Origin of the sequence: Halopelagius fulvigenes, assembly GCF_042662625.1 — an archaeon.
GTDB lineage: Archaea > Halobacteriota > Halobacteria > Halobacteriales > Haloferacaceae > Halopelagius > Halopelagius fulvigenes.
In genome coordinates this window covers 37974-62781 of record NZ_JBHSXH010000004.1, presented here as the reverse complement: position 1 = coordinate 62781, position 24808 = coordinate 37974, and the positions used below count along the sequence as shown (strand labels likewise).

The window sequence follows — 24808 nt, the reverse complement described above, 5'->3', positions numbered from 1 at the left end:
GCTATGCGGGACGGATGCTATTCGTCGTCTCCCTCGGGTGGGCGGTGCTTCAGACCGGACGGTTCCTCCTCTCCCCGCTTCTGCCCACCATCATTGCGGACCTCCAGATAACGGAGGCGACGGCGGGACTCGCCCTCGCGCTGTTTCAGGGCGTCTACGCGCTGTCGCAGTATCCGGGCGGCGAGTACTCCGACCGGTGGACGCGCGCGACGCTCATCGTCCCCGGACTACTCGTCCTCGTGGTCGGGTTCGCCGCCTTCGGGTCGGCGTGGAATCTCCCCGCGTTCGTCGCCGCGGCGGCTATCGTCGGACTCGGGAAGGGTCTGTTCGCCATCCCGTCTCGCGCGCTTCTCTCCGACCTGTTCGTGCGCCGCCGCGGGCGTGCACTCGGCGTCTACGCCGCGGGTACCGACATCGGCGGCCTCCTGTCGTCCGGCCTCGCCGTCCTCGCGCTCGGGTACGCGACGTGGCGCGCGCCGTTCTTCCCGGTCGCGGCGGTTCTGGCGGGCGTGACCGTCCTCTACGTCGTCTGGTCACGCGAGGGCTACCGTGTCGGTGATACGTCCCTCGACGCGGGCGGAACCGCGCGCCGACTCGTCGCCAGTCCGCAGCAACGCGGGACGCTGCTGGCGTTCTCGCTGTTCTACTTCATGGTCGGCGGGTTCATCAACTTCCTACCGGCGTACCTCGCGTCATCGAAGGGGTTCTCACAGGGACTCGCGAGTGCGACGTTCGCCATCGTCTTCGCCGTCGGTCTGGCGGTCAAGCCCGTCGCCGGGGACCTCGGCGACCAGTTTTCTCGGCGAGGTATCGCTGTCGTCGGAATCGGGTTCGCGGCACTTTCGCTGGCGGCACTCGTCGCCGCCGCCTCGAAACCTCTCGTCTGGGTGGCGGTCGGACTGACGGCGTTGGGCTACAAGACGGGCTTCCCCCTCGCGGACGCCATCATCATGGACGACGCTCCCGACGGCGGCACCGGGGCCGACTTGGGCGCTGCGCGCGCCCTGTTTCTCGGCGCGAACGCCGTCGGGCCCGCATACGTCGGCGTCGTCGTGACCTACGCGAGCTACGCCGCGGCGTTCGGCGGCCTCGTACTCTGTCTGATCGTCGCAGCGGCGATTCTACTGTACGGGGAGCGAAACGGTGAATGAGAGGAAGGTACCGACGTCCGTCACGGGCCGATGTCGTCCCGACGCACGTAGAGGACGACGAGGCCGAGCACTAACAGTCCGACGCCCCACCACATCGAGTCGCCGGGAAGGTACGCCAACAGGAGCGATACGATTCCGGACGTGAAGAGCGACCAACCGATGGTCGTCTGATACGCCATACCGGAACTAGTCCCCTCTCGGAGTTAACCGCTGGGGCAGTTACCGCAGACGGCGGGGTCAGCCTCCCTCGCCTTCCTCCTCGTCCCGCGAACCGTCGACGAACAAGCCGGCAAAGACGGGAAGGATAGGCAAGCTATCACAGATAGCAAAGACGAACAAGACAGTTTTGACGGCAAACACGGTTAGATCGAGCCGGAACATTGCCTTTCAAACGTGAGTCGATAGAGAAGAATCGGGGAGTACTCCGAGCCTACGGAGAAAAATCCGACAGAATATCTTGGACAAAGAGGCATCGGACCGGTCTCTCGGAGGCGCGAGACGGTAGACGTGGGAACCCCGAGGGGGAACGGCCGTCCGCGCACGGGAACGTATTCTCGCCTTCCACTCGTCGGGAAGGTGGAGACGGAGACCACGGCCTCCCGCAGGCGTTCTCGAACGGGTTCGCTCGGAGGAATAAACGATAAGGACCATCCCGCGAAAGTTACGACGCGGAAACGTCACCAGACAACTATGATGCCCGACAGAAACCCGTTCCAAGAGCTCGAACGCATGTTCGAGCAGATGAACCGGCAGTTCGAACAGTCTCCGTGGTCGATGGGCCAAGAGGGGATGCTCGGCCGCGGGTCGGTGGACATCGACCTCGCGGACCAAGGTGAGGAGTTCGTCGTCACCGCCGACCTCCCCGGGTTCGAGAAGGACGACATCGACGTCCAGTGCACCGAGGACCAACTCACGATTCGCGCCGAGAGAGAGCGCGAAACCGAGACGAGCGAGGAGAACTATCTCCGGCGGGAGCGTTCCGACGAACGGATGCAGCGGTCGGTTCGCCTCCCCGAACCCGTCGACGCCGACGGTGTCTCCGCGAAGTTCCAGAACGGCGTTCTCACCGTCACGCTCCCGAAGGTCGGATCGTCCGACCGGGGGCAGAACATCGACATCGAGTGAATCGACGGCCGACGGACGGTTCGTCCTCCCTTTTTCGGGCCGAGTGACCGCAGGAAAACGAGAAAGACGGGTCGTCTGCGGCGGTTCGCGGACGCCCGGTCGGACCGACGGGCGCGGAGTACGCGTACGGGGTGACGACGGGGATTACTCGTCGAGGGGAATCGGCGAGACGTACGTCGGCGCTTCCTCCTCGGAGAACCGGTCGTCGGCGTCCGAGTCGTCGGCGTCGAGGGTCGTCGCCGACAACGGCGGGATGTCCTCGTCGGCGGTCATCGCTTCGAGGGCGTCCTCGACGGTGTAGTTGGCGTCGCGGTCGGAACAGGGGAACACGCCCGCGACGTCGCCGTCCTCGTAGAGCGCCAAGCAGAGATGCGGAGGGATGATAGCGTCGTAGGAACCGTCGAGAAGGGACTCCCGACGCACGTCGGAGAAGAACGGTTCCACGGTGTACCCGTTCGTCGCCGCCCACGATTCGAACTGACGGACGGTCTCTATCATCGTCCGTCCCGCCTCGGTCCGAGTGACCGCGCTGTCGGTCGCTATCTGGTCGCCCCACACCGTCACGGAGAACTCGAACTCCTGCTCCGATTCCATATCCAGGAGTCGCTGAACGACCGACTCCTGCGACGCCTGCGCGCCGCGCGGTGCTAACGACCGAACGTACAGTTCCGCTCTCGTGTGTGTATCTCCCGAAGCCATTGTTTCTCCTCGCTGCCGGTCGTCGGTCCCCGTCCGACCGGTCAGCAGTGTCACCTAGTGGTTCACGAGCTACGTTACTTATTCCCCCTGTCACTACGCGGTGTTTAAATAGGCGCGCGGGTCGGTCGGCGGTTCGGACCGACGGTCACGCCCGTCCCCCTTCGGAGGACGAACCGCCGTCGTCCGGGGGCACGGAGTCGATGAGGACGACCGCTTCCCCCGCGACGACGGATTCCCCGTCCTCACCGAGGACGTCCGTCGAGAGTCGGAATCGGTCCGACCCGAGTCGTTCGATCACCTCGACCACCGCCGTCAGGCGGGACCCCACCTCGACGGGCCCCACGAACTCCAGGTCCTGCGAGAGGTAGATGGTCAGGCCGGGGAGGCGGGCCAACGCCGCGCTGATGAGGCCGGAGACGAGCGTTCCGTGGACGATTCGGCCGCCGAACCGCGTCCGCGCGGCGAACTCCTCGTCGGTGTGGAGGCGGTTCGTATCCCCGCTCGCGGCCGCGAACGCGGCCACGTCCGCCTCGTCGATGGTCTTCGAGAACTGGACCCAGTCGCCGACGTCGATGTCCTCCACAGAGTCGACGGAGCGTTCGGACTCCCACCCCTCCTCGGAGTGAGAGACCGCCACCGCTTCGGCGTTGACGCGACGCTTCGCGTCTCGGCCAACCGGAGCGCTCCCCGTTCCGGTGCCGTCGCCGTCGGCGTCGCGGCCGTTCACGCCGAACAGCGCCAGCGTGGCGCGGTTGGCCTCGACGACGCTGTTCACGAGGTGGTTCGAGGCGCGCCCCCACGCCGTCGTGAACTGTTCGAGTTGGCCCCCGAGGGGCGTCGGCGGGTGCCGGTCACCGGTCCGGTCGTCGCGCGCCATCTCAAACCCGCCTCCGACCGCCCTCGATGGGGCGATTTGTATCTAATCCTGATAACTCCACGACGCCGGTATTACCGTGTTCACCAATCGTAGCCATTGTATACCATTCAAAGGTAACGTGGGGAACACATTTGTATCATGGGGTCCTACGTAGAAGTGAGATGACGGACGACCCATCGACTCCGCCGTGGCCGCCGGCCGCGTTCGCGGAGCAGTTCCGGCAGGCGAGCGAGGAAGTTACCGACCAGCAGTTTCGGTTCTTCAACGAGCTCATGTCTGCCGGAGGCGGCGAGGAGAAGAGCGACTTCGATACCCTCGAATCGCTGAGCAGAGAAGCGGCCGTCTTCAAGACCCGCGTGCAGAGCGGGGGGCGGATCAGCATCCCCGACGCCGAACGGGAGGCGCTGGGTATCGAAGAGCGCGACCTCGTCCAGGCGTTCGTCATCCCAATAGAGCCGAAAACGGAGTAAACACCCATGAGCCAACACGACACCAACCGACAGAGACAGACGTACCGAGTTCAGAACCCCTTCACCGCGATGTTCGACGCCTACCAGCGCTCCCTCGAACAGAGTCAGGAGGCGATGCGCCGGAGCATGGAGCTCCAGCAGTCGTACATCGAGCTGTTCGCGGACAACGTCGAATCGAGCCGCCCGGTGCAGCAGAAGACGACAGACGTCGGCCGGTCGATGGCGCAGATAGCCGTCGAGACAATGGACAACAGCGTCCCGACGAACAACCAGGCGTTCGTCGAGAACACGCGGCAGGCGCTCCAGATGTCGCTCGAGACCATCAACTCGATGGACGGGAGCGTCCGGAACAACCAGCAGTTCTTCGATGACCTCCGCGACACCATCGACGAGCAGTACGACACGGCCAACGAGATAAACGAGAACGTCTGGGACGCCCTCGAAACGAGCATGCGTCAGAACACTGACCTGTACAACGACATGCTCGAGGAGTACCAAGAGAACGTGGACCGGACCGTCGACGAGGTCTCCGAGCGGATAGCCGAGGCCCGAGAGGCGACACCCGAGACGACCGAAGTGGAAGTCGAGTCGGGCGACGAGTCTGACGTCGGCGGGACGGACTCCGACGTGGAGTTCGACGCCACCGAGGAGTAACTCGGGCGGTAACCATTTGGAGATACTTCGCGTAGAGTGAAACGATGTCGGAAGAGTACGCTACCGCAGGGACCGAGCAGGACTGGACACGCTTCGTCGAGGAGACGAACGAATCGTTCGCGGACGCTTTCGAGCGGAACGCAGAGGCGCAGGCGAAGTTCGTCGAATCGTGGTTCGACGCCGTAGAGGAGTCGTCCGCCACGGACGCCGACGCGTGGAGCGACGGTATCGAGGGGTACGCCCGCGCCTACGAGGTGTGGATGGAGGCCGCCGAAGAACACCTCGAACGGACGATCGACTCCGTAGAGGGCGAGGACGTCGACACCGAGGAGATTCGAGATATCTGGCTGAACGCCGCCAACGAGGCGTTCAAAGAGGTGATGCGAACCACCGCGTTCGCGGCGACGACGGGCGAGGCGGTCCAGAACGTCTTGGAGTTCCGGCAGGAGGTAGACGAGATGTCGGAGACAACCCTCCACGCCCTCGGGTTCGCCACGAAGTCGGACGTGCAGGAGGTCGGCGAGAGACTGGTCGAACTCGAACGACGCCAGCACTCCGTAGAGAAGAAACTCGACCGAATCATCGACTCGGTGGAACCGTGAACCCCTACACCTTCGCACTCGACGTGCAGCAGCAACAGTGGACGGAGGCAGCCGACGCCGTCGAACGCCTCGCGACGGCGGGAGAGCAGGCGGAGCGGTTCACCGGCGTGGACGTGGGGCAGACGCCCAGCGAAGTCGTGTACGAGGAGAACAAGCTGAAACTCCTCCACTACGAGTCGCGGACCGAAGAGCAACACGACGTGCCGATACTCGTCGTCTACGCCCTCATCAACAAGCCGTACATCTTAGACCTCCAGCCCGACCGGAGCGTCGTGCGGTCGCTTCTCGAGAGCGGCTTCGACGTCTACCTCATCGACTGGGGGGAACCGTCCACCCTCGACGCGTCGTTGACGCTCGACGACTACGTGAACAGGTACATCGAGAACTGCGTGGACGTGGTGCGCGAACGCTCCGGACAGGACAGCATCCACCTCCTCGGCTACTGCATGGGCGGGACGATGAGCGCGATGTACGCCGCCCTCCACCCGGAGAAAGTTCGAACGCTCGGACTCATGGCCGCCGGCCTCTGTTTCGACGACAGCGGCGGCATCCTCGAGATGTGGGGCGACGGCGACTACTTCGACCCCGAGACCGTCACGGAGACGTTCGGCAACGTCCCCTCTGACTTCCTCGACGCGGGGTTCGCCATGATGGACCCCGTGGACAACTACCTCACCAAGTACGCCCGCTTGGCCGACAACCTCGACGACGACGACTTCGTGGAGAACTTCGCCCGCATGGAACGCTGGCTGAGCGAGGGCATCGACGTGGCGGGCGAGACGTACCGCGAGTTCCTCGAGGGGATGTACCAGTCGAACAGTCTGGCGAGGAACGAGTTCACCCTGAACGGCGAGCGCGTCGATCTAGGGGAGATAACGATGCCCGTCCTCCAGATAGTCGGCGAGTACGACCACCTCGTCCCGTCGGAGGCGAGCACCCCGTTCAACGAACTCGTCGCCAGCGACGACACCGAGACGATAGCGTTCCCCACGGGCCACATCGGACTCTCCGTCTCCTCGCGATCCCACGAGGATCTGTGGCCGCGCGTCGGCGAGTGGTTCGAGGAACGGTCGGGAGGCGAACCCGCCGGCGAGGCCGACGAGACCGACGAGGTCGACCGAACCGTCGAAACCGACCAAGCCGCCCAGACCGACGAGGCGGGCGGCAAGACCATGTCGCGGGACCCCGACGAGGGACACGTGGACGTGTACGTCGAGGAGACGGGCGAGGACACCGAGACGGGGGCCGAGACGGCGGAGACCGGAGGCACGGGACTCGCCGAAGACGAGGACAGCGCCGTCTACGCTGAGGACGAGGGCGGGCGACCGCCGACGTTCGACGAAGCGGACGAGGAAGGCGGGGCGACGCCCGACGGAACGCAGACGTCTGACGAACTGCAGACCGAAGACGAGGCGGAACCCAGAGAGCAGACCGAGTCGGAGTCGGCCGTCGAACACATCAACGAGATGCGGACGCCCGACGACGAGACCGACGAACCGGCCGCCGAGGCGGGGACCGACGCCGGCGAACCGGCGGCACCGACCGACCTCACGGAGATATCCGGCATCGGGTCGGGGTACCGATCGCGCCTCCGAGACGCCGGCGTCGAAGACGTCACCGCCCTCGCCGCGTCGGACGCCGAATCCGTCGCCGAGGAGATCGGCGTCTCCGAGAGTCGCGTCCGAGACTGGATAGCGCAGGCACGGGAACTGACGTCCTCCGAGTAACCCCTCGGCGTACTCTTCTCCGACGACTCTTCGCCCGCGGAGTACCGTTTAGATATCTTGAGAAACACTTACTTGGCCGATTCTCGTCCGTAGATTCGTACGGCGGAGCCGAAATACCGGGAGTGAGCGCTCCGACCCCCCACCCAACCATGATACTGGACAATCGGACCTGCCTCGTCACAGGGTCGTCGAGAGGAATCGGATGCGGAATCGCCGAAGAACTTGGTCGCAACGGCGCGAACGTCGTCGTCAACTACCGCTCCTCGGAAGGGGAGGCGTACGACGTCGTGGAGACCATCGCCGACGAGGGCGGCGACGCTATCGCCGTCCAAGGAGACGTGAGCGACATGGAGTCCGTCGAAGAGATGCGCGAACGGATTCACAACGCGTACGGGCCGGTGGACGTCCTCGTGAACAACGCCGGTATCACCGTGGACCGGACGTTCGAGAACATGACCCGCGAGGACTGGGACCGCGTGATGGACGTGAACCTCGGCGGCGTGTTCAACTGCACGAAGGCGTTCTACGACGACTTGTCGGACGCCGAACAGGGACGACTCATCAACATATCGAGCGTCGTCGGCCAGCAAGGAAACTACGGGCAGGCGAACTACGCCACGACGAAGAGCGGTCTGTTCGGGTTCACCCGAACGCTCGCGTTGGAACTGGCGAGTTCGGGGACGACCGCGAACTGCGTCGCGCCGGGGTTCGTTCGCACCGACATGCTCGAAGGCGTGGACGAACGCGTCCAAGAGAAGATCCGAAAGCGCATCCCGCTCGACCGGTTCGCCGACGTCGAAGATATCTGCGGCATCGTGCGCTTTCTCGCGAGCGGCGACTCGCGGTACATGACCGGACAGGTCATCGGCGTCAACGGCGGTATGGAGTGGTAGGGAATCGAACCGGACCGTTCGCACACCAGTCTGCCACCCCAGACTGTGCACATCGGAAGCACACACCTTCAAACCCTCAGCGAGCGTACACGAGCATGTGTACTCGAACATCTTGATTCCGACCGACAGGAGTCGCGGAGCGAAGCGCGGAGTAGAGCGGGGATTGGAACTGGCCGAGGAACACGGAGCGAGGGTTCACTCCTTGTTCGTTCTCGACGAACGGATGTACGAGACGCCCGCGTTGAGTAGCGACGAACTCTACCTCGAAGAGATCGAACGGCGGGGGGCGAGAGACTGCGCGGAGATAGTGGCCTCGGCGTCCGAACGCGGACTCGAGGCCGAGGCGGCGTGTACGAGAGGGTGCCCGCACGAGGAGATACTCTCCTACGTCGCGAGAAACGACATCGACCTCGTGGTGATGGGCGGACACGGAACCTCGCCGCCGACGCGGCCGCACGCACACGCCTGCACCGACAGGGTCACCGAGTCGGCCTCCATCCCGGTCCTATCGGTGTGACGACTCGGCGTCCGCCCACCGCGGAGAACTCCGACCGACCGTCGCGGAGTCCGAAACGGCGGACAGTTGCCGACTCGGTACTGTGAAATCGCCGACACATTCTCGCAGTATTACAGGTATACGACTGTAAGGGAAGTCGAATCAGCGTCGGAGGAGGACGGCGATGCCGCCGCCGCCGCCGACGCTCATCCCGACGACGCCGTACGTCACGTCGTCTTCGACCATGGCGTGCGCGAGCGTCGTCGCCAGCAATCCGCCGCTTCCGCCGATGGGGTGGCCGTACGCGATGGCGCCGCCGAGGGGGTTCAGTTTCTCCCTCGGAACGTCGAGACGGTCCATTGTGTACACCATCTGCGCGGCGAACGCCTCGTTCAACTCGAAGAAGCCGACGTCCTCGACGGTCAGGTCGTTCGACTCGAGGAGTCGTTCCACCGCGTCGCCGACGGACTTGCCGAACCACTTCGGGTCGCGGTACGAGACGGCGTAGTCGGCGACGGTGGCGAGGACGTCGGAGTCGTCCACCGCGTCCGCGTCCGCGAGGAGGAGTGCTCCCGCGCCGTCGCTCAGGTCAGAGGCGTTTCCCGCCGTTATCGTCCCGTCGGACTCGAACGCGGGCGACAGCGACCCCAATCTGTCCATGTCGGTGTCCTCCCGCGGTCCCTCGTCCACTTCGACCGTTCCGGAGTCCGTCTCCACCGGGACGATTTCGTCCTCGAACCTGCCGTCTTCGATGGCCCGCACCGCGCGCCGGTGGCTTTCGAGGGCGTACTCGTCCTGCGCCTCGCGGGAGATGTCCGCCTCCTCGACGAGGCGTTCGGTGAGAGCGCCCATGTGTTCGTCGTAGCCCACGTCCCAGAGGCCGTCGTATATCATCGAATCGCGCATCCGCACGTCGCCGTACCGACGGCCCTTCCGCATCTCCGTCGAGAGGTAGGGCGCGTTCGACATCGACTCCATGCCGCCCGCGATTGCGACGGACGTCCGCCCCGCCTGAATGCGGTCGAACGCGAGCGTCAACGCGCGAAGTCCGGATCCCGACGCCTCGTTTATCGTCGTCGCCGCGACGTCGTTCGGCAGGCCGGCCTCGACGACCGCTTGTCGCGCGGGGGCCTGTCCCACCCCCGCTTGGATGGCGTTCCCCAGTCCGGCCCAGTCCACGTCCGCCGGGTCCACGTCGGTTCGGTCGAGGAGGGCCCGAAGCGTTCGCGCGCCGAGTTCGACCGCCGATCGGTTCGATAGCGCGCCGAGAAGTGCTCCGTGTGGCGTCCGGCATCCGTCGATGACGACTACGCGAGTCATGTACCGGACAAACGGCGGGGTCCGACAAAACAACTGGGCCACACACACGGCGAGGAGACGGTCACCGTTCGAGACGGGAGTGACGGCGCCGGCCCGCGCGGGCCGAACGACCGAGGTTTGATACGCATTCTCACGTCTACGGGGCGCAGAACGTCCGAACCGGCCTGAGTAAATTTTATGGCGTCTTCGGCGCATGGAGTTAGTGGACGCAGAAGTGACAGACGGAACACATCGAGCCACCGCCAGATTTCCCGACCCTGAAGCTCGAAAAGGCGTCGTTCAGCGGATACGGTGTCGTACGTCTCACTAACCATATAACAATGAAGAGCACTCAACTCACCGCAGAGACCGGTACGCACGCAGAACAGTCCCCCCTCGACGGAGACGAGTCCCTCCCGTCCGACCTGCAGTCGCCCCGGGCGAAACTCGTCTACCTCTACCTGCGCCAGATGGAGGAGGGGACGGTGGAACATCTCCGAACGGCACTCGGCATGAAGACGATAACGCTCTACCCCGTCCTCGGAACCCTCGTCGAGAAGGGCCACGTGCGGTCCGACGGCGACCGGTACGTCTGCCGATAGCGACGGTTTCCCCTCCCCTCGCCACGCGGAGCGTCCGTGACAAAACCGGTACCGGCAGGTCTCCCGCCGAGTGAGGGACGAGGAGAAGCGGAAACTCCCCCCGGTGAGTTCTCGGCGTCGGCGTCCCGTCTCAGTTCTCCGAACGCGTAATTCGAGTACTCGTTACGTTCCGGGAGAGCGCCGCACGGCGGTGATCACGCGTCGGGAGTCCAATCACTTTCGTTTTAGGAGTTTTCCTCGCGTCCGGAACAGTAGCGGCCGGCGGGAAGTCACCGGAACACGGCGAAGCGATAATACCGCGGAAACGGCGAACAACGGTCGTCTGTACGGTCAGAACGGAGTTCCGCTGCGAGAGGGGGAAACTCTCCAAGAGTTCATCTCCGTCGCTGCCGCTACGCCCGGAACTCCAGAAGATCGTCGCCTTCGACCGCACGAGCCCTCCGAATGAGAACGTATCCCACACTGAGTTACTGACTCAGAAGTGATTGTACACTTCTTAGATTCGTTCGGAGTCGAATCTCTTTCCGTTACACGACTATTTCTGTAATGGTCAGAGATCAGTCGGCGACGAACCCGCGCCGAGGCGGCGGACGATGGGCGAAGTCACACGTGACTTTACAAACCCCCGTCTCCATCGACCGAACGAATGCCCGCCCAATCCGGACCCGAGGAACAGACCGCCGCACCGACACTCCGAGAAGCGTTGGCGACGTTCGTCGAGAGCAAAGGGACCGCCGAGGGCGACGGCCGGTACGCGACGGAGTCCGAACGCGTCCTCACCTCGTGGATAGCGTGGTGCGAGGAACGGGGCGTAGAGACGTTCGACGGTCTCGACGCCCGGACGTTGGGCGCGTACGCGCGGCACCTCAAGCGCCGCGTCGGGGCGCGCGAGTCGGACGGCGCAAGCGGCATCTCCGGGCGGAGCGCGCACCAGTACTACGCCCGCGTTCGCGCCTTCCTCTCGTGGGCCGTCGCGTGGGAGTACCTCGCGGAGAACCCGGCGGCGAAGGCCGTCGCGCAGAACGAACTCCCGGAGGAGAGCGCGGGTTCCAGCGAGTCGAGACAGCAGTTCTGGCGGAGCGAGACGCGCGAGGCCATCGTCCGGTGGGCCGACTGGCGCGCCGAGGACGCCCTCGATTCGGGGTGGATGGACGGCGCGACGGCGGTTCGGGACCGCGCGTTGGTCGCGACGGTGGCGTACACCGCCGTCCGCGGCGCGGAGATACTCCGCGAACCGCGCGACTCGCGTCGGGCCGGTCTGCGCTGGAGCGACGTCCACCTCGACGATGGCTACTTGGAGGTACTGGGGAAGTCGCGGGAACGCGAGGACGTTCCACTTCCGCCGCAGGCGCGCCGCTACCTCGAACGACACCGCCGCCGACAGGACCCGCCGAGCGACGACTGGCCGGTGTTCGAGAGCGGTCACCTCCCGAGCAAGTACGCCCTCGTCCGCGAGGCGGTGGGCGACGAAGACCGAATCGAGGAGTTGTGCACGCCCGCCCGGATCGACGACGCCCTACGGACGTTGGACCTCGCGCCGCCGTCTCTCACCGTCGAGGGAGGGCGACGCGTCCTCGCTCGACTCTCCGAGGAATCCGGGATACGCGAGGACGGCGACGTGCTGAAACTCCACGGCGCGCGGAGGGGACTCGGTCACGAACTGTACCAGCGAAGCGCCGAGTTAGCGCAGGTGACGCTCCGCCACAAGAGCATCGAGACGACGCACGAACGCTACACGGACATCGAAGCCAAGCGCACGGGCGAAACCGTCGGCGAGATTCTGGACGAAGAGCGGTAGTCGGGCTTCGTCGGACACCTCGTTGACCCCCTCTCGGGAGGGGACGGCCACACAGCGTATTCGGACGCAGATTCTCTATGCGAGAAAGCGTCATCTCCGCTTGCGTGGGGCTCTCGTCCGGTTGCCCCTCGACCCGTCGACCGCCCCGCCACGATTCGACCACAGTAGAAATAGCCATCATAAATCTGACAACTGTTCAAACAGGATTACCGATGTCATATCGAGTAATACTGGTCGGTACCGGCGGACAGGGCGCGAACTGGTGTTCCGAGTACCTCCGCCGAATGTCGAAGGCGGACTCGTCGACGTCGTCGCCGCCGTCGACGTAGACGAGGAGGCTCGCCGAAGCCACGGCGAACGTCCGCACGGATGGAGACTCGGTCCGGGAGGCAGTGGAGGAGTCGGCGCGAAGGCCCGTCAGTAGTCTCGTTCTGGCGGTTTGTAGTCTGTGTGACAGAACGCACGTTCGCAATCGAGTACACCAACCACAAACTTTTCCACATATCTTGTTATTATTGTGCAATACTGCCGAATCAGAGCTAGTGTTAACATTAGCGTCATTTTTTCAGTGAAATAAGGAGTACACAGCCAAAACCCATTCTATCGCCGTTATTACCCGATAAATAACCCATGTATGCACTTTTCGAGCAGATTACTAGGATAAGACAGAATATAGTTGATAACGGACGCGTCTAAGGTCGTTATTCCTTCTAATGGACTCTATTGGTGGTAAAACGGCGGATAAGAACGGAGAGAGGCGGATGTCACGAGGAGATATCTCAGAGGTTACCAGGAATAGTATTGTGCTGTCTTTGCAATACGCTGCGCCCGGTTTTCGAAACGGCCGTTCGAAATAGCCGAACGATGGACTCAGTATTCGGTCCCCTTTCGCGCCCGTCGTCCCTCGTCGATGGGGTGTTTCACCTTGCGGACGTTCGTCACGAGGTCCGCGGCGTCGAGGAGGTACGTCGGTTCGGAGTGGCTTCCGGTGAGGACGAGTTCGAGGCCGTCGGGCTTCTCTCGAATCAGGTCCACCACGGACTCCTCGTCCAGCAGATCCATGTCCGCGGCGTAGAGAATTTCGTCGAGGACGAGCATGTGAACGCCGTCTTCCGGCGGCGCGGCGGCGTCGAACGGCGTCGAGAGGTCCGCCTCGCGCGCCGCGGCGACGAGTTCGGTCGCCCGTTCGAGTCCCGCCACCGCGCGTTCCGCGTGGTTCTCGTCGTCGCTCCCGTCGGCCATCCCCGCCCACCCGTAGTGGCCGAGGTTCTCGTAGGAGAAGCCCGGCATCGCCGCGATAGCGTTGTACTCGCCGCGGACCGCCTCCACGGAGTCCGCGCCGCCCTTCATGAACTGGAGCATGTGGACGCGGTAGCCGTGACCGGCGGCGCGAAAGCCCATGCCCATCGCGGCGGTGGTCTTGCCCTTGCCGTCGCCCCACCAGACCTGCACGAGGCCGAACTCCTCGGGCGCGGACGGTTCGATGGTCGCGGCGCCTGGTCGGACGCCACGGCCGGGCGTGTTTCGTCGGACTGTCTCCGGGTCGATGTCGTTCCCGTCGGTGTCGTTCGTTTCGGTCATAGGTGCGGTGTCGTTTGGTCTGCGTCGTCAGAGCTGTTCGACGAAGCGGTCGAACGCTCCGCTCTCGGCGTGGACGTGCGCGTACGTGCCGAGCGTCTCGTACTCGCAGAGGCCGTCGAAGCCGTCGATTCCGGTGCCGCGTTCGACCTCGAAGGCGAACGTCGCGTCCGGATCGGGGTCGGCCGTCGAGTAGTGGAACTCGTGGCCGCGAAGCGTCTCCCCCTCCGAGGCGGTCAGTGCGTCGCGCGTCGCCCGCAGTTCGACGTGGTCGAGAGCCTGATAGCGGTCGCACATCCGGATATCGACCGGTAGGACGCCCGCCATCTCGTGGCGTTCGCCCTCGGCGGTGGTCAGCGATTCGCCGAGGGCCATCAACCCGCCGCACTCCCCGAAGACGGGCAAGCCGTCGGCCGCGCGGTCCGATAGCGCCGACAGCGCCGACGACCGCGAGAGCGTCTCGGCGTGCAGTTCCGGGTACCCTCCGGGGAGGTAGACGCCGTCGCAGGGCGGCAACGCGTCGCCCTCGACGGGCGCGAACGTCACGACGTTCGCCCTCGCCCGCAGGCGGTCGAGCGTGGAGGGGTAGACGAAACAGAAGGCAGCGTCGCGGGCGACTGCGACGGTGGGGCGCGCCGAATCGGTCGCTCCACCCGCCCCGTCGTCGGGAACCGCGTCGGGGCCGAAATCCGACGGGTCGGTCAACCACCTGGGGCGACGCGCGAGTTCGAGTAGTCTGCCCACGAGGACGCCCTCGGCCGCCGCGTCCACCGCCTCCGTCGGAAGCGGTGCCTCCTCGCCGAGGTGGAGTCCGAGGTGTCGCTCCGGAATTTCGAGGTCGTCGCGGGGCGGAATCCGGCCCGCGTACGTCAGTTCCTCCGGAAGCGCGTCGCGGATACCGTCGGCGTGTCGCCCCTCGTGCGCCCGGGACGCGACGACGCCGGCGACGTCGATATCCACGCCCGCCCGGTCGGCGAACTCGCGGAATCCGAGCGCCGTCGCCGCGATGCTCTCCATCCCCGCGCCGGCGTCGACGACGAGAACGACCGGCAGGTCGAGCATCGCTGCGATGCGCGCCGTGGAGGTGTCGCCGTCGTACAGGCCCATCATCCCCTCCACGACGCAGACGTCGCCGTCTCCCCGGGCGTAGGTCCGGCGCATCCCGTCTTCGCCCTCCAACCACGGGTCGAGCGTTCGGGAGGGCCGTCCGACGACGGCGGCGTGGTGGGAGGGGTCGATGAAGTCCGGCCCGGCCTTCGCGGGTTGGACCTCGCGGCCGGCGCGTTCGAGTGCGCGACACACCGCCAGCGTCGCCACCGTCTTCCCGACGCCGGAGGACGTTCCCGCGAGGACGAACCCCTTCATCGTCGCACCACCCGAAGCGACGAGGGGCGAACCCGCGATGCCGAGTCGGAGTCGGCCTCTCCGGCGGGTCTCGGGACCGAAATCGCGACCGTTTCGTGGCCGTCCGCCGCGACGAGTGAGTCGGTTCCGTCCATCGGATCAACCTCAGTTTCGGTAGACAAAGATTTGTTGGGTTGGGTCCCCGCGGCGACGGCGGACGAACGCCGCGGCGGAAATCGACCGTTCGCGGGTCAATCCTGCGGCTTCCAGACGGTCGTGACGACGCCGCCCTCGAACTCCGTCGTCTCGTACTCGTACCCTCGGTCAGAGATCCGGGGGTAGAGGTGTTGCGGCGCGCGGTCGTTCAGTTGCACTACCGCCGTCCCGTCGTCCAGTTCCGCGAGGAGTTCGAGCGTCTTCCGGAGCGGTTGCGGCGGCGGCAGTTCGCGCGCGTCGAGCGTCGCTATCGGACGCGACGGCGGAATCGGTAGGTCGTCGAGTGACGGTTCGGTCGTCGCCATACGTTCGCGTAGGGGCCTCGGCAGTACGAAGACGACGCCGAACACGTTCGTCCGAACAGGTTCGGGGGGAAGGCTTCCCCGGCGGAGGACCACGGTCCGCGTATGTTCGGATTCAGGTCAGCGTCGTCGGAGGCGGACGACGCGTTCGACGGCATCGGCGAGTTCGTTCCCGAACACCTCCCGGACCCCGGCCCGTCCCTGGAGGGGCACGACGTCCTGCGCGGCGAGGAGCACGTCTCCTTCCACCGGACGACCGAGGGGGTGTTCGAGGAACGCGGCGTGTGCGACGTGACGTTCGGCTACAACCTCGCGCGCCTCAACCTCGACCACCGGCACCCGAACTCGGGGTACCGGTACGCGGTGGACCGAGACGACCCGGCGGTGCTTCGGGCGGAGTTCACGCCGACGACGCCGTTCTGCCCGCAGAGTCGGACGCTCACCGTCGAGTCGTTCAGGGCGTGGAACGGGCTCGCGGAGCGACACGGATACGAACTCGTTCGGGTGCGCGTCCACCCGATGCACCACCGGAGCGACGCCATCGACGGTGAACTCGACCGACTGGCGACCGAGTTCCGCGAGACCGGCGAACTCTCCGCCCCCTCCGAGGGCGGCGCGACGTGCCCGGCGGACGGCGGCGGAGGAGTGGGAAGCGATCCGGACGCACCGTTCTGACGGATCGTTTCCGCTTCGAGCCTCCGCCGCGAACACGTTCGGGGCAACGACCACCGGCCGGTCGCACGAACGTCTGCGCGTATGACCCGACTCACGTCCGAAGCGACGAGTCCGACCGGCGGGGAACCCCTCGGAGGTGTCCGTCGGTGCCGGCGGTAGATTTCGACGCCGAGCGAACGTTAGACGCCGACCGGTTCGTCGTACGGGAGGCGGCCCGGACGGAGCGAACGAAGGTCATCTGCGGCTACTTCGAACCGGGGCAGTTCATCCCCGTTCACGCGCCGGAGAGCGACGTGGTCGTCTCCGTTTGGGCCGGCACCGGCATCGTCCGAGAGGGCGACGAGGAACACCGCGTCGAACCCGGCGACGTCGTGGCCGTGGAGGCGGGCACCCCGCGCGGGGTCAAAGCCGACGACGACGGGCGACTCGAAGCGTTGTTGGTGACCGCGCCGCCGCCGACGGACGCCGAACACGGCCCCGTTCGGGAGGGACTCCGCCGCGGCGAGTTCGACCCCGGCGCGTAATCGGCGGAAGACGACTGCGTTTTGATCTCGTCGAATCCCTCGGGCGGTGGGAGGTTTCGGCGGTCGTGCCGAATCGGGGCGTGAGTTTCGCAGGAGGCGTTTCACGACTCCCCGATCCTTGGCCGTGGGGTTCACCGCTCGACGGACTGTTCGAGGAGCGTGGACGACGTCGCCAGCGTCGAAAGGGACGCGGAAGGCGGGAAAGGGACGCTGCAAACGCAGTCAGAAGCCCGAACCGGCTAGCGACCCTCTCTTCGAGTATGGGTTCTCCGAACGACCAGTACGACGACGGGCCGTACCGCGAGGAGAGTCGCTACGACGGCGATCAGTACACGGAAGAGGAGGACCGCGCAGGGTTCTCCTACTACCCGTCGTGGGGGTGGGGCGGCGGGTGGGGCGTGCCCCTTGCGAGTCGGAGAGAGGAGGCGCGCTCCGACGAGGGCGGTAACGGGAGCCTCTTGGACGAGGGCCTGATCACGCTGTTGATCGTCACCGGCGCGATCCTGTTTTTAATCCCCGAACCGGCCACCTCGGCGGTCGGGGTCCTGCTACTGTTCGTGGGCGCAATCGCGTGGCTCGTCGACTGGATACTGTAGTGACGGATTCGGGTGACCGGACGGTCGCGTTCTCCTCCGAACCGCGTCTCCGAGTTGGAGTCCGGGGACCGAGCGGGACAGTCAGGGAAGCGCGGCTTAGGTGATGTACTCGTGCCCCGTATTCAGTATGCCACGCCCGTCACACCCGAATTCTGACGGGGCGACGTTTCGATTCACTTCGATGACGGCGAGTCGTCGCCCGCGCCCGTCGGTCCGTCGCCGCCGAGGCGATTCGGAAGGGGGAGAACCGTCCCCACGACGCCGCGGGGGCCGTATTCGCGGACGACCGAGGCGAGGTTGTGGACGAACAGGGAGACGCCGACTCCGAACGCTACCCCGCCCGCGAGTCTGACGGCGCCCGGGAGGGCGAACCACTCAGCGAGGAGGAGGTGGTACCGCGCGGGGCCGACGAGTCCCGAGGCGACGCCGGCCGCGTCGGCGGCGGCGACGAGGACGCCGGCGAGGAGGAAGCCGAGTCCGACCAGAAAGTGCCGGAGGGGAATCGCCATTGGGGGTTGGCTGTCGGTGTCGACGCGTGGAATCGCGCTCATGTTCGCGCGTACGTGCGCACGCACCCTCGTCTTGGCCGCGAACACGTTCGGTTCGGGAAAAGAAGTCGCCGCGTCGCCCAACACTCTCGAAAAAGCGGATGGTTCCGTTCGGGGACGGGGCAGAGATCAGGTCCGCACGCGGCCGTCGTCCTCGGCGTCCTCGCGCCACGCAACCTCGGGTTCGTCGCCCGTCCCCGCTATCCACGCGGCGACGCCGAAGACGATGGGCGAGACGACGGCGAGGGTGACGCCCCCGGCCACCGAGAGGGGCCAGAACTCCTCCTCGGTGATCTCTCCGCCGCCGCCGGACCCTGACACCGCTGCCACGGAGTCGTCTACGACGACTGCGCCCTTCATCCCCATCGCCTCGTGGGGCACACAGACGTACTTGTAGGTGCCCGCCTCCTCGAACGTCCGCTCGAAGGTGTGTCCCTTCTCGCCTGTCATCTCGCTCCCGAACGATCCGTCCTTCGCGGAGACGTTGTGGCTACCGCCCTGCCCGGACCACTCCCACACGACCGTCGCGCCGGGCGAGACGCGCCGTCCGCGGACGGTGCGCCTCTCCCTCGACGCCGACGAACGCGTCCCCCCGCACCGACACCCGGGTACCGACATCGTCCTGCACCTCGTGGAGGGCCACCTCGAACTGACGTTGGACGATGAGACGCACGAACTGCGGCGGGGCAACTCGCCCGATTCAGCGGCGAGCGAGAGATTTCACCGTACGCCGTCGAACCGAGCACGGCCGTCGTCGTCTTCGCGCCCGCCGGGGACGACTGAGAGGGATCGGTGACCGACCGCGAGGGGAATCGGCGAACGGTCGGACGCGCCGCGACGGGGGCCGAAAGACCGAACCGCACGCACCGCGTCGGTTCCGACCATGTTCGACGAGACGGACACCGAGACGGGAGAGTCGCCGATAGACGCCCCCGTGGCGGAACGCGTCGCCGACGAAACCGACCTCGACCTCGACGAACTGCGGACCGCCCTCGTGGAGGTGAACGCGAGGCTCATCGGGCGACACTCCGCCCTCGAACGACGGGGCGACTACCAGACGGTGGACGGCGTCCGCGGATACCGCGTCCCCGCAGAGGAGTGGGAGTCGATTCTGGACGAGTTCGAGTTCGACGAGGAGACGGAGGGGGCGGTTATCCGCGCGCACACGGAACAAACTCGCATGCTGTTCGCGGAGTCCCCCGACGCCCGCGAACGGTTCGAAGACGACGAAGTCGGCGTCGTCATCGGCGTGGACACCGCCGAGGAGTTCTGAGCTTCGTCGCCGGCGGGCCGAACCTGGCGAGCAGCTTCCACCCCATCGGCAACGTCTGGGAGAAACTCTACCCCGAGGGGTGGCTAAGCACGGACCCGCAGCGACACATCCAGACGCGGTTGGTCCCGCCGGGGAGCACCACCATCGCCACGATGGACTTCCCCGTCCCCGGCGACTACAAGCTCGTGGACCACTCGCTCAGTCGCGTCGCCCGGAAGGGCTGTCTGAGCGTCGTCCGCGCCGAGGGCGAGGAGAACCCCGAGGTGTTCGACCCTGACCCGTAACGGCGCGTGAGTCGGTAAGTACCTCCCTCTCTCTTTCTCGGTTCGAACGCCGCGCCCGCTCTGTTCCCCTTCCCGCGTTCGTCCCGGCGGTTAGGCTCCGAACGCCAGCGACTTGACGACGACGGGAACCGCCTCCCCGGCCACCACCGGTTCGCCGACGTCGAGGTAGTCGCCGTCGGAGGCGACGATTTCGTCGATTACGAGAGACGGTGCGGCGGCGTCTACCCGCTGAATCTGTTGTCCGAGCGCCTTCGCGCAGTTCTGTCTCGTGAGGACGATACGGGGGAACTCGCTCCCGACGTACTGCTCGTAAACCCCAGCGACTGCTCGCGCGAGCGCTGTCATCCGGTCGTAGCTCAGCGGTTCGATAGCGGGCAGATACAGCACGAACGGCGTCCCCTCGTCGGCCTCGTACAACTCCATCCCCCTCTCGAAACACGCCCGCAACCGGGTTTCTATCTCCTCGTACTCGTGGTCCTGTTCGAGAGGCGGCGCTTCGACGACGGGGAGGTTCTTCAGCGGGAGTATCGACCGGTCGAGGTGGGTCGTGGTACCGCTGAACGACGTCGTCCGGGTGCCCGCCCCAATGACCGTGGCTCTGATATCCTCGTCCGGTCGGCGGACGGAGAGGGTACTCTCCTCCGCTCGGTCCCGGATCGCGGCGGCGAGGAGGACGCCGAAGTCGCCGAACTCGAACGGAGAGCGAGCGGGCGTCGAGTCGTCGTCTGAGATTAATCGTCCGACTCCGCCGCTGAACACGACGGTATCGACCGCTCCGTCCGAGTAGTCGCTCGACCCGATAGCCAGCGATTCGGTGACGGGTCCGACCGGACCGCCGCGAATCGCATCGAATATCGCGTCCGACATCGCAGTCGCGAGACGGGACAGTTCGCCGTCGCTCGGCCGCGAACCGACCGCGACGTCGATGTCGCACCGTTCGAGTAACCGCTCTGCGGGGGGCGAGATGTGGGTCACGACGCCCGACTCGTCGAACCGGAGTAGCCGACCGCCGACGGCGAGACAGCGGGTTTCGACCGCCCCGCCGCCCGCGAACAGGCACATGTTGGTGGTTCCGCCGCCGACGTCGACGTTCAGGACCGTCCGTCCGCCGTCCAACGCCCACGCTGCGGCACCGGACCCTTTCCCGGCTAAGACGGACTCCAGTTCCGGGCCCGCCGCCGCGACGACGAAGTCGCCGCTGTCTTCGGCGACGGCGTTGACCAGTTCCTCGGCGTTCCGCTTGTACGCCGACTCGCCGGTGACGATGACCGCTCCGCTGTCGATAGACGACGGCGAGTGGCCCGCGAGGCGGAGTTCCGACGTTATCAACTTCCCGACGGCGTCGACGTCGAGCGTCCGTCGGTCCAGCAACGGCGTCTCGTGGACGTCTCCCCGGTGGACGACGTCCACGTCGCCGATTTCGACCGCGACGGCTCCGACTCCGGACGCCGCGATCGAGAGTTCGCTGACGACGAGTTGCGTCGTCGTCGTCCCGATGTCGATGCCGACGCTCGTCAGCGTCGAGGGGTCGCTACCGGACATGCCGCGGGTCGGTCTCAGGAGAGGTCAATGCCGCTCCCCCGCTGTTCGTGCGCTCTCTCGACGAGGTCGAGTATCTGCGCGCCCGCCTCGACCGCCGGGAGGCCGTCGTCGTGGATGTTCGAGATGACCGACTTCTTCGCGGTCGGTTTCCCCTCTCGGGGGTCGTAGACGAAGTACGCGCTCAGGCTCTGCGCGGTGTTCAGTCCGGGCCGTTCGCCGATGAGGTTCACGACGCTCGTCGCGCCGAGCGTCTCGCCGACGACGTCCATCACGTCCACGCGGCCGAACTTCACGAACAGGGGCGTTCCGACCTCGAACCCCCGGTCCTCGAGGCCGTCGACGAGCATCGGCAGGAGGTCCGGGACGTTCGTCTCGACGGCCGTCGAACTCAACCCGTCGCAGACGATAATCTGGACGTCCGGGTCCTGCACGCATTCTTCACGGATGTGCGCCGCGGTGTCGTCGCTTATCTGACGACCCAAATCGGGGCGCGCGAGGTACTCGTCTTGGTCCGAGACCCGGCTCTGGATCCGGAGCAGACCCGCCTCCTCGATGGCGTCGTCGGACACCTGCGTCAGGACGGCGTCGCGGGCGCGGGCGTGGTCGGCGCGAAACGAGAGCACCGACGACGTTCGCGGGCGGGTCCCGCTTCTGCCGACGCCGAGTCGAGACGGCGTCGCGTCCGCGATTCGCTCCAGCGCTCTGCGGTCGTTCGGGTCGTCGACGTGAGGGGGTTGTGAGTCGCTCATGGCTCTAAGAAGTGCGTCGGGTCGCCCGCGTTCGCGGTCAGTCGTCCGTCCTCCATGACGCCGACCGATTCCAACCACTCCTCGAACTCCGGGGCCGGCCGCATATCGAAGATGTCCCACAGCGCGGAGGCGTCGTGGTAGCTGTTCGACTGGTAGTTGAGCATCGTGTCGTCACCCATCGGGACGGTGATGAAGTAGTTCGAACCGGCGGCGGTCAGCAACACCGCCAAGTTCTCGATGTCGTTCTGATCGGCCTGGATGTGGTTGGTGTAACAGGCGTCGATGCCCATCGGGAGCCCGGTGAGTTTGCCCATGAAGACGTCTTCGAGTCCCGCTCTGATGACCTGCTTTCCGTCGTAGAGGTACTCGGGACCGATGAACCCGACGACGGTGTTCACCAAGAACGGGTCGTACCGCTCGGCGAGGCCGTAACACCGGGCCTCCAAGGTGACCTGGTCGACGCCCGCGTGAGCGTCGCTCGAAAGTTCGGAGCCCTGTCCGGTCTCGAAGTACATGAAGTTCGGACCGGACGCGGTGCAGTGCTCCGCGCCGAACGCGTGCGCCTCGTCGAGGAGGTCGACGTCGATTCCGAACCCCTCGTTGCCGGCTTCCGTCCCCGCGAGACTCTGGAACAACAGGTCGGCGGGAGCGCCGTTCTCGACGGCTTCGAGTTGGGTGGAGAGGTGAGAGAGGACGCAGTTCTGCGTCGGAATCTCCCACGTCTCGATGAACTCCTTCGTCACATCGAGCAGCCGTTTCGTCCGTTCGGCGTCGTCTTCGACCGGATTGATTCCGATGACGGCGTCGCCGACGCCGTAGGAGAGTCCCTCGCGTATCGAGTGCCGGATGCTCTCTACGTCGTCCGTCGGGTCGTTCGGTTGGAGTCGGAACGAGAGCGTCCCCTCCGTCCCGACGGTGTTGTTACACCGGGCGGTGACCCGCATCTTCGACGACGCCTGGATCAGATCCATGTTGGACATGACCTTCGCGACGGCGGCTATCATCTCGCTCGTCAGGCCAGGGCGAATCCGGGCGATGTCGTCGTTCCGCGTCCGTTCGTCGAGGAGGAACTCCCGGAGGTCGGAGACGGACCAGTCCGCGATTCGTTCGTACGCCGCCTCGTCGACGCCGTCCTGGATGACTCTGGTCACCTCGTCGTCCTCGTACGGAACGGCCGGGGACCGCCGGAGGTCCGCGAGGGAGAGGCGACTGAGCGCGTCTTTCGCGGCGATGCGCTCCGCCTCGGAGTCGGCGGCGATGCCGGCCAGTTCGTCGCCCGTCTTCTCCTCGTTCGCTTTCGCGAGCACCTCGCGAACCGAGCCGAACGTGTGCGTCGAACTCGTGATTGTCGATGTGAGATTCATCTGTGCTCCGTCTGGTGGTGTTCGGTGTCTCTCGTGACTGCCCCGGGATAGTGGTTCGAACGCGCCCGTGGCAATTTTTACCGTGGGTATTATCAACATGGGAGCGCGACTTAAGTGTTGTTCGGCAGAACCGACTGATCGCCGGGCCGGATTCGACCGGACGGCCGAGTCCGCGCCTTCGCCGGTAGAGGGGCTCTCGTGCGACGTTTCTCGGAAGTCGGGAACCAGCTCGACTCTATATTCTTCCGAAGCGCGGACGGTCAGACGTACTATGAGTTCCCAAGTCGGCGCACCCGGAACCGGAGTTTCGCGCAGAGAATTCCTCGCCGCCACCGGCGCGGTCGGTGTCGGCACCCTCGCCGGGTGCGTCGCCCCGACGGCGTCGCCCTCGACGACCAACCGCGCTTCGATGTCCGAACAGGCGCTCCCCCACACCGGGAAACCCGAAGTCGTGAACCTCGACGAACTCGGCGGGGAGGTCACCCTCAGAGCGGTCCACTCCCGACACTCGCTCCACCCCCACGACACGATGGGCGGCCCCATCGAACTCCCCGTCGTGTGGGCGTTTCAGGCGAACGACGGGACGCCGAGCGTCCCCGGCCCGATACTACGGTGTACGGAGGGCCAGACGCTGAAAATCACGCTCGACAACACCGAGAGCCAGATGCCGCACACGCTCCACTTCCACGGCGTCCGGAAGACGTGGGAGAACGACGGCGTCCCGACGACGACGGGCGTCACCGTCAACCCCGGCGAGACCCACACGTACACCATCCCCGCGAACGTCGCCGGGACGCACCTCTACCACTGTCACTTCAACACCCCCTTCCACATGGATATGGGGATGTACGGCATCCTCCGGGTGGACCCGAAGGGGTACGAGGAGGCGGACAAGGAGTACTTCGTGACCGTCAAAGAGTGGGACACGCGCCTCTCGCGGATGTACGGCGGCGAGGACGCATCGTACGACCTCACCGCCCGGAAGGCGGACGCGTTCACCCTCAACGGCCGGTCCGCGCCGTACACGCTCCACCCCGAGGAGGGGTCGCCGATTCTCGTCGACCCCGGCGACACGGTGCGCATCCACTGGGTGAACGGGGGGTTCATGTCGCACCCCATGCACATCCACAACCACCGGTTCAAAATCGTCGAGAAGGACGGGTCGCCCATCCCCGAGGGGATGCAACTCCTCCAAGATGTGGTGAACATCGCCCCGGCGGAACGGTACACCGTCGAGTTCGAGGCGGACGCCGACCCCGGCATCTACCTCATCCACTGTCACAAGGTGGACCACGTCCGAAACGGGAGTTCCTACCCCGGCGGGATGCTCAGCGGCGTCATCTACACCCCCGTGATGAAGTCGGACATCTTCCGACAACTCATGGAGTACGCGGGCTACCAACAGTAACCACGACTCACG

General features: G+C 65.7%; 27 protein-coding genes and 2 pseudogenes. 17 read left to right on the top strand and 12 right to left on the bottom strand.

The genetic code is table 11. The annotated features are described in order from the left end of the window. Positions 1-14: 14 nt before the first annotated feature. Positions 15-1151 (top strand): MFS transporter, encoded by a 1137-nt coding sequence (locus tag ACFQEV_RS00875; protein WP_379692202.1) that lies wholly within the window; start codon positions 15-17, stop codon positions 1149-1151. 20 nt (positions 1152-1171) lie between these two features. Here ACFQEV_RS00875 and ACFQEV_RS00870 read toward each other — a convergent pair whose 3' ends face one another. After that, on the bottom strand, positions 1172-1330 hold the full coding sequence (locus ACFQEV_RS00870; RefSeq protein ID WP_379692005.1) for a hypothetical protein: 159 nt from the start codon (positions 1328-1330) through the stop codon (positions 1172-1174). 511 nt (positions 1331-1841) lie between these two features. On the opposite strand from ACFQEV_RS00870, the gene hsp14 reads away from it, so the two are divergent. Beyond that, positions 1842-2276, top strand: a complete 435-nt coding sequence (gene hsp14, locus ACFQEV_RS00865; protein WP_379692004.1) for an archaeal heat shock protein Hsp14 — start codon at positions 1842-1844, stop codon at positions 2274-2276. Positions 2277-2420: 144 nt separating this feature from the next. Here the strand turns inward: hsp14 and ACFQEV_RS00860 are convergent, their stop codons facing one another. After that, positions 2421-2975 (bottom strand): HTH domain-containing protein, encoded by a 555-nt coding sequence (locus ACFQEV_RS00860; protein ID WP_379692003.1) that lies wholly within the window; start codon positions 2973-2975, stop codon positions 2421-2423. Positions 2976-3120: 145 nt separating this feature from the next. After that, the gene (locus ACFQEV_RS00855; protein ID WP_379692002.1) at positions 3121-3852 is read right to left on the bottom strand and encodes a MaoC family dehydratase; all 732 of its coding nucleotides are present in this window, start codon (positions 3850-3852) and stop codon (positions 3121-3123) included. A gap of 161 nt (positions 3853-4013) precedes the next feature. On the opposite strand from ACFQEV_RS00855, the gene ACFQEV_RS00850 reads away from it, so the two are divergent. From ACFQEV_RS00850 to ACFQEV_RS00825, 6 genes are all read left to right on the top strand, one after another. Beyond that, a complete protein-coding gene (locus ACFQEV_RS00850; RefSeq protein ID WP_379692001.1) occupies positions 4014-4322 on the top strand; it encodes an AbrB/MazE/SpoVT family DNA-binding domain-containing protein in 309 nt (102 codons plus the stop codon). A 6-nt stretch (positions 4323-4328) separates the two neighbouring features. Beyond that, complete coding sequence (locus ACFQEV_RS00845; protein WP_379691999.1) at positions 4329-4976, top strand: hypothetical protein; 648 nt, start codon at positions 4329-4331, stop codon at positions 4974-4976. Positions 4977-5020: 44 nt separating this feature from the next. Continuing rightward, positions 5021-5578 (top strand): poly(R)-hydroxyalkanoic acid synthase subunit PhaE, encoded by a 558-nt coding sequence (locus ACFQEV_RS00840; RefSeq protein ID WP_379691998.1) that lies wholly within the window; start codon positions 5021-5023, stop codon positions 5576-5578. Next, positions 5575-7305 carry a class III poly(R)-hydroxyalkanoic acid synthase subunit PhaC gene (gene phaC / locus ACFQEV_RS00835; RefSeq protein ID WP_379691997.1) on the top strand — a complete coding sequence of 577 codons (1731 nt, stop codon included), beginning with the start codon at positions 5575-5577 and terminating at the stop codon, positions 7303-7305. Before ACFQEV_RS00840 ends, phaC begins: the two co-directional genes overlap by 4 nt. Positions 7306-7454: 149 nt before the next feature. Beyond that, positions 7455-8198, top strand: a complete 744-nt coding sequence (locus tag ACFQEV_RS00830; protein ID WP_379691996.1) for a beta-ketoacyl-ACP reductase — start codon at positions 7455-7457, stop codon at positions 8196-8198. 97 nt (positions 8199-8295) lie between these two features. Then, complete coding sequence (locus ACFQEV_RS00825; RefSeq protein WP_379691995.1) at positions 8296-8715, top strand: universal stress protein; 420 nt, start codon at positions 8296-8298, stop codon at positions 8713-8715. Between the two features lie 141 nt (positions 8716-8856). Here the strand turns inward: ACFQEV_RS00825 and ACFQEV_RS00820 are convergent, their stop codons facing one another. Then, positions 8857-10014 carry a thiolase family protein gene (locus ACFQEV_RS00820; RefSeq protein ID WP_379691994.1) on the bottom strand — a complete coding sequence of 386 codons (1158 nt, stop codon included), beginning with the start codon at positions 10012-10014 and terminating at the stop codon, positions 8857-8859. A gap of 320 nt (positions 10015-10334) precedes the next feature. On the opposite strand from ACFQEV_RS00820, the gene ACFQEV_RS00815 reads away from it, so the two are divergent. After that, complete coding sequence (locus ACFQEV_RS00815; protein ID WP_379691993.1) at positions 10335-10595, top strand: TrmB family transcriptional regulator; 261 nt, start codon at positions 10335-10337, stop codon at positions 10593-10595. A 646-nt stretch (positions 10596-11241) separates the two neighbouring features. Next, positions 11242-12393 carry a tyrosine-type recombinase/integrase gene (locus tag ACFQEV_RS00810; protein ID WP_379691992.1) on the top strand — a complete coding sequence of 384 codons (1152 nt, stop codon included), beginning with the start codon at positions 11242-11244 and terminating at the stop codon, positions 12391-12393. Between the two features lie 870 nt (positions 12394-13263). Here ACFQEV_RS00810 and ACFQEV_RS00805 read toward each other — a convergent pair. The 3 genes from ACFQEV_RS00805 to ACFQEV_RS00795 form a co-directional block, all read right to left on the bottom strand. After that, entirely contained in the window at positions 13264-13974 is a 711-nt protein-coding gene (locus ACFQEV_RS00805; RefSeq protein WP_379691991.1) for a cob(I)yrinic acid a,c-diamide adenosyltransferase, read from the bottom strand. Between the two features lie 27 nt (positions 13975-14001). Beyond that, positions 14002-15336 carry a cobyrinic acid a,c-diamide synthase gene (locus ACFQEV_RS00800; RefSeq protein WP_379691990.1) on the bottom strand — a complete coding sequence of 445 codons (1335 nt, stop codon included), beginning with the start codon at positions 15334-15336 and terminating at the stop codon, positions 14002-14004. A 230-nt stretch (positions 15337-15566) separates the two neighbouring features. Beyond that, positions 15567-15836, bottom strand: a complete 270-nt coding sequence (locus ACFQEV_RS00795; protein WP_379691989.1) for a DUF2249 domain-containing protein — start codon at positions 15834-15836, stop codon at positions 15567-15569. Between the two features lie 102 nt (positions 15837-15938). Here ACFQEV_RS00795 and ACFQEV_RS00790 point away from each other — a divergent pair, with 102 nt between their 5' ends. From ACFQEV_RS00790 to ACFQEV_RS00780, 3 genes are all read left to right on the top strand, one after another. After that, entirely contained in the window at positions 15939-16508 is a 570-nt protein-coding gene (locus ACFQEV_RS00790) for a hypothetical protein (protein ID WP_379691988.1), read from the top strand. A 146-nt stretch (positions 16509-16654) separates the two neighbouring features. Beyond that, complete coding sequence (locus ACFQEV_RS00785; protein WP_379691987.1) at positions 16655-17032, top strand: cupin domain-containing protein; 378 nt, start codon at positions 16655-16657, stop codon at positions 17030-17032. Between the two features lie 260 nt (positions 17033-17292). Beyond that, positions 17293-17628, top strand: coding sequence for a hypothetical protein (locus ACFQEV_RS00780; protein ID WP_379691986.1), 336 nt, complete (start codon positions 17293-17295; stop codon positions 17626-17628). 173 nt (positions 17629-17801) lie between these two features. Here ACFQEV_RS00780 and ACFQEV_RS00775 read toward each other — a convergent pair whose 3' ends face one another. Together ACFQEV_RS00775 and ACFQEV_RS00770 are read right to left on the bottom strand one after the other, a co-directional pair. Continuing rightward, positions 17802-18179, bottom strand: coding sequence for a hypothetical protein (locus ACFQEV_RS00775; RefSeq protein WP_379691985.1), 378 nt, complete (start codon positions 18177-18179; stop codon positions 17802-17804). A gap of 126 nt (positions 18180-18305) precedes the next feature. Further along, on the bottom strand, positions 18306-18695 hold the full coding sequence (locus tag ACFQEV_RS00770) for a plastocyanin/azurin family copper-binding protein (RefSeq protein WP_379691984.1): 390 nt from the start codon (positions 18693-18695) through the stop codon (positions 18306-18308). On the opposite strand from ACFQEV_RS00770, the pseudogene ACFQEV_RS00765 reads away from it, so the two are divergent. The 3 genes and pseudogenes from ACFQEV_RS00765 to ACFQEV_RS00755 form a co-directional block, all read left to right on the top strand. Then, positions 18661-18959: pseudogene (locus tag ACFQEV_RS00765) on the top strand (cupin domain-containing protein). The gene ACFQEV_RS00770 and the pseudogene ACFQEV_RS00765 sit on opposite strands and share 35 nt — an antisense overlap. Positions 18960-19059: 100 nt before the next feature. Next, positions 19060-19449: a DUF8048 family protein gene (locus tag ACFQEV_RS00760; protein ID WP_379691983.1), complete on the top strand. Its 390-nt coding sequence runs from the start codon at positions 19060-19062 to the stop codon at positions 19447-19449. 2 nt (positions 19450-19451) lie between these two features. Further along, positions 19452-19733: pseudogene (locus tag ACFQEV_RS00755) on the top strand (cupredoxin domain-containing protein); the annotation flags it as partial. Between the two features lie 90 nt (positions 19734-19823). Here ACFQEV_RS00755 and ACFQEV_RS00750 read toward each other — a convergent pair. The 3 genes from ACFQEV_RS00750 to ACFQEV_RS00740 are packed head-to-tail and all read right to left on the bottom strand — an operon-like array spanning position 19824 to position 23388. Further along, positions 19824-21275 carry an ethanolamine ammonia-lyase reactivating factor EutA gene (locus tag ACFQEV_RS00750; RefSeq protein WP_379691982.1) on the bottom strand — a complete coding sequence of 484 codons (1452 nt, stop codon included), beginning with the start codon at positions 21273-21275 and terminating at the stop codon, positions 19824-19826. A 14-nt stretch (positions 21276-21289) separates the two neighbouring features. Continuing rightward, positions 21290-22024 (bottom strand): ethanolamine ammonia-lyase subunit EutC, encoded by a 735-nt coding sequence (eutC, locus tag ACFQEV_RS00745; protein ID WP_379691981.1) that lies wholly within the window; start codon positions 22022-22024, stop codon positions 21290-21292. Beyond that, complete coding sequence (locus tag ACFQEV_RS00740; RefSeq protein ID WP_379691980.1) at positions 22021-23388, bottom strand: ethanolamine ammonia-lyase subunit EutB; 1368 nt, start codon at positions 23386-23388, stop codon at positions 22021-22023. Before ACFQEV_RS00740 ends, eutC begins: the two co-directional genes overlap by 4 nt. Before the next feature lie 271 nt (positions 23389-23659). Between ACFQEV_RS00740 and ACFQEV_RS00735 the strand changes: the two genes are divergently transcribed. Continuing rightward, on the top strand, positions 23660-24796 hold the full coding sequence (locus tag ACFQEV_RS00735) for a multicopper oxidase domain-containing protein (protein WP_379691979.1): 1137 nt from the start codon (positions 23660-23662) through the stop codon (positions 24794-24796). The last annotated feature ends 12 nt before the right edge of the window (positions 24797-24808 follow it).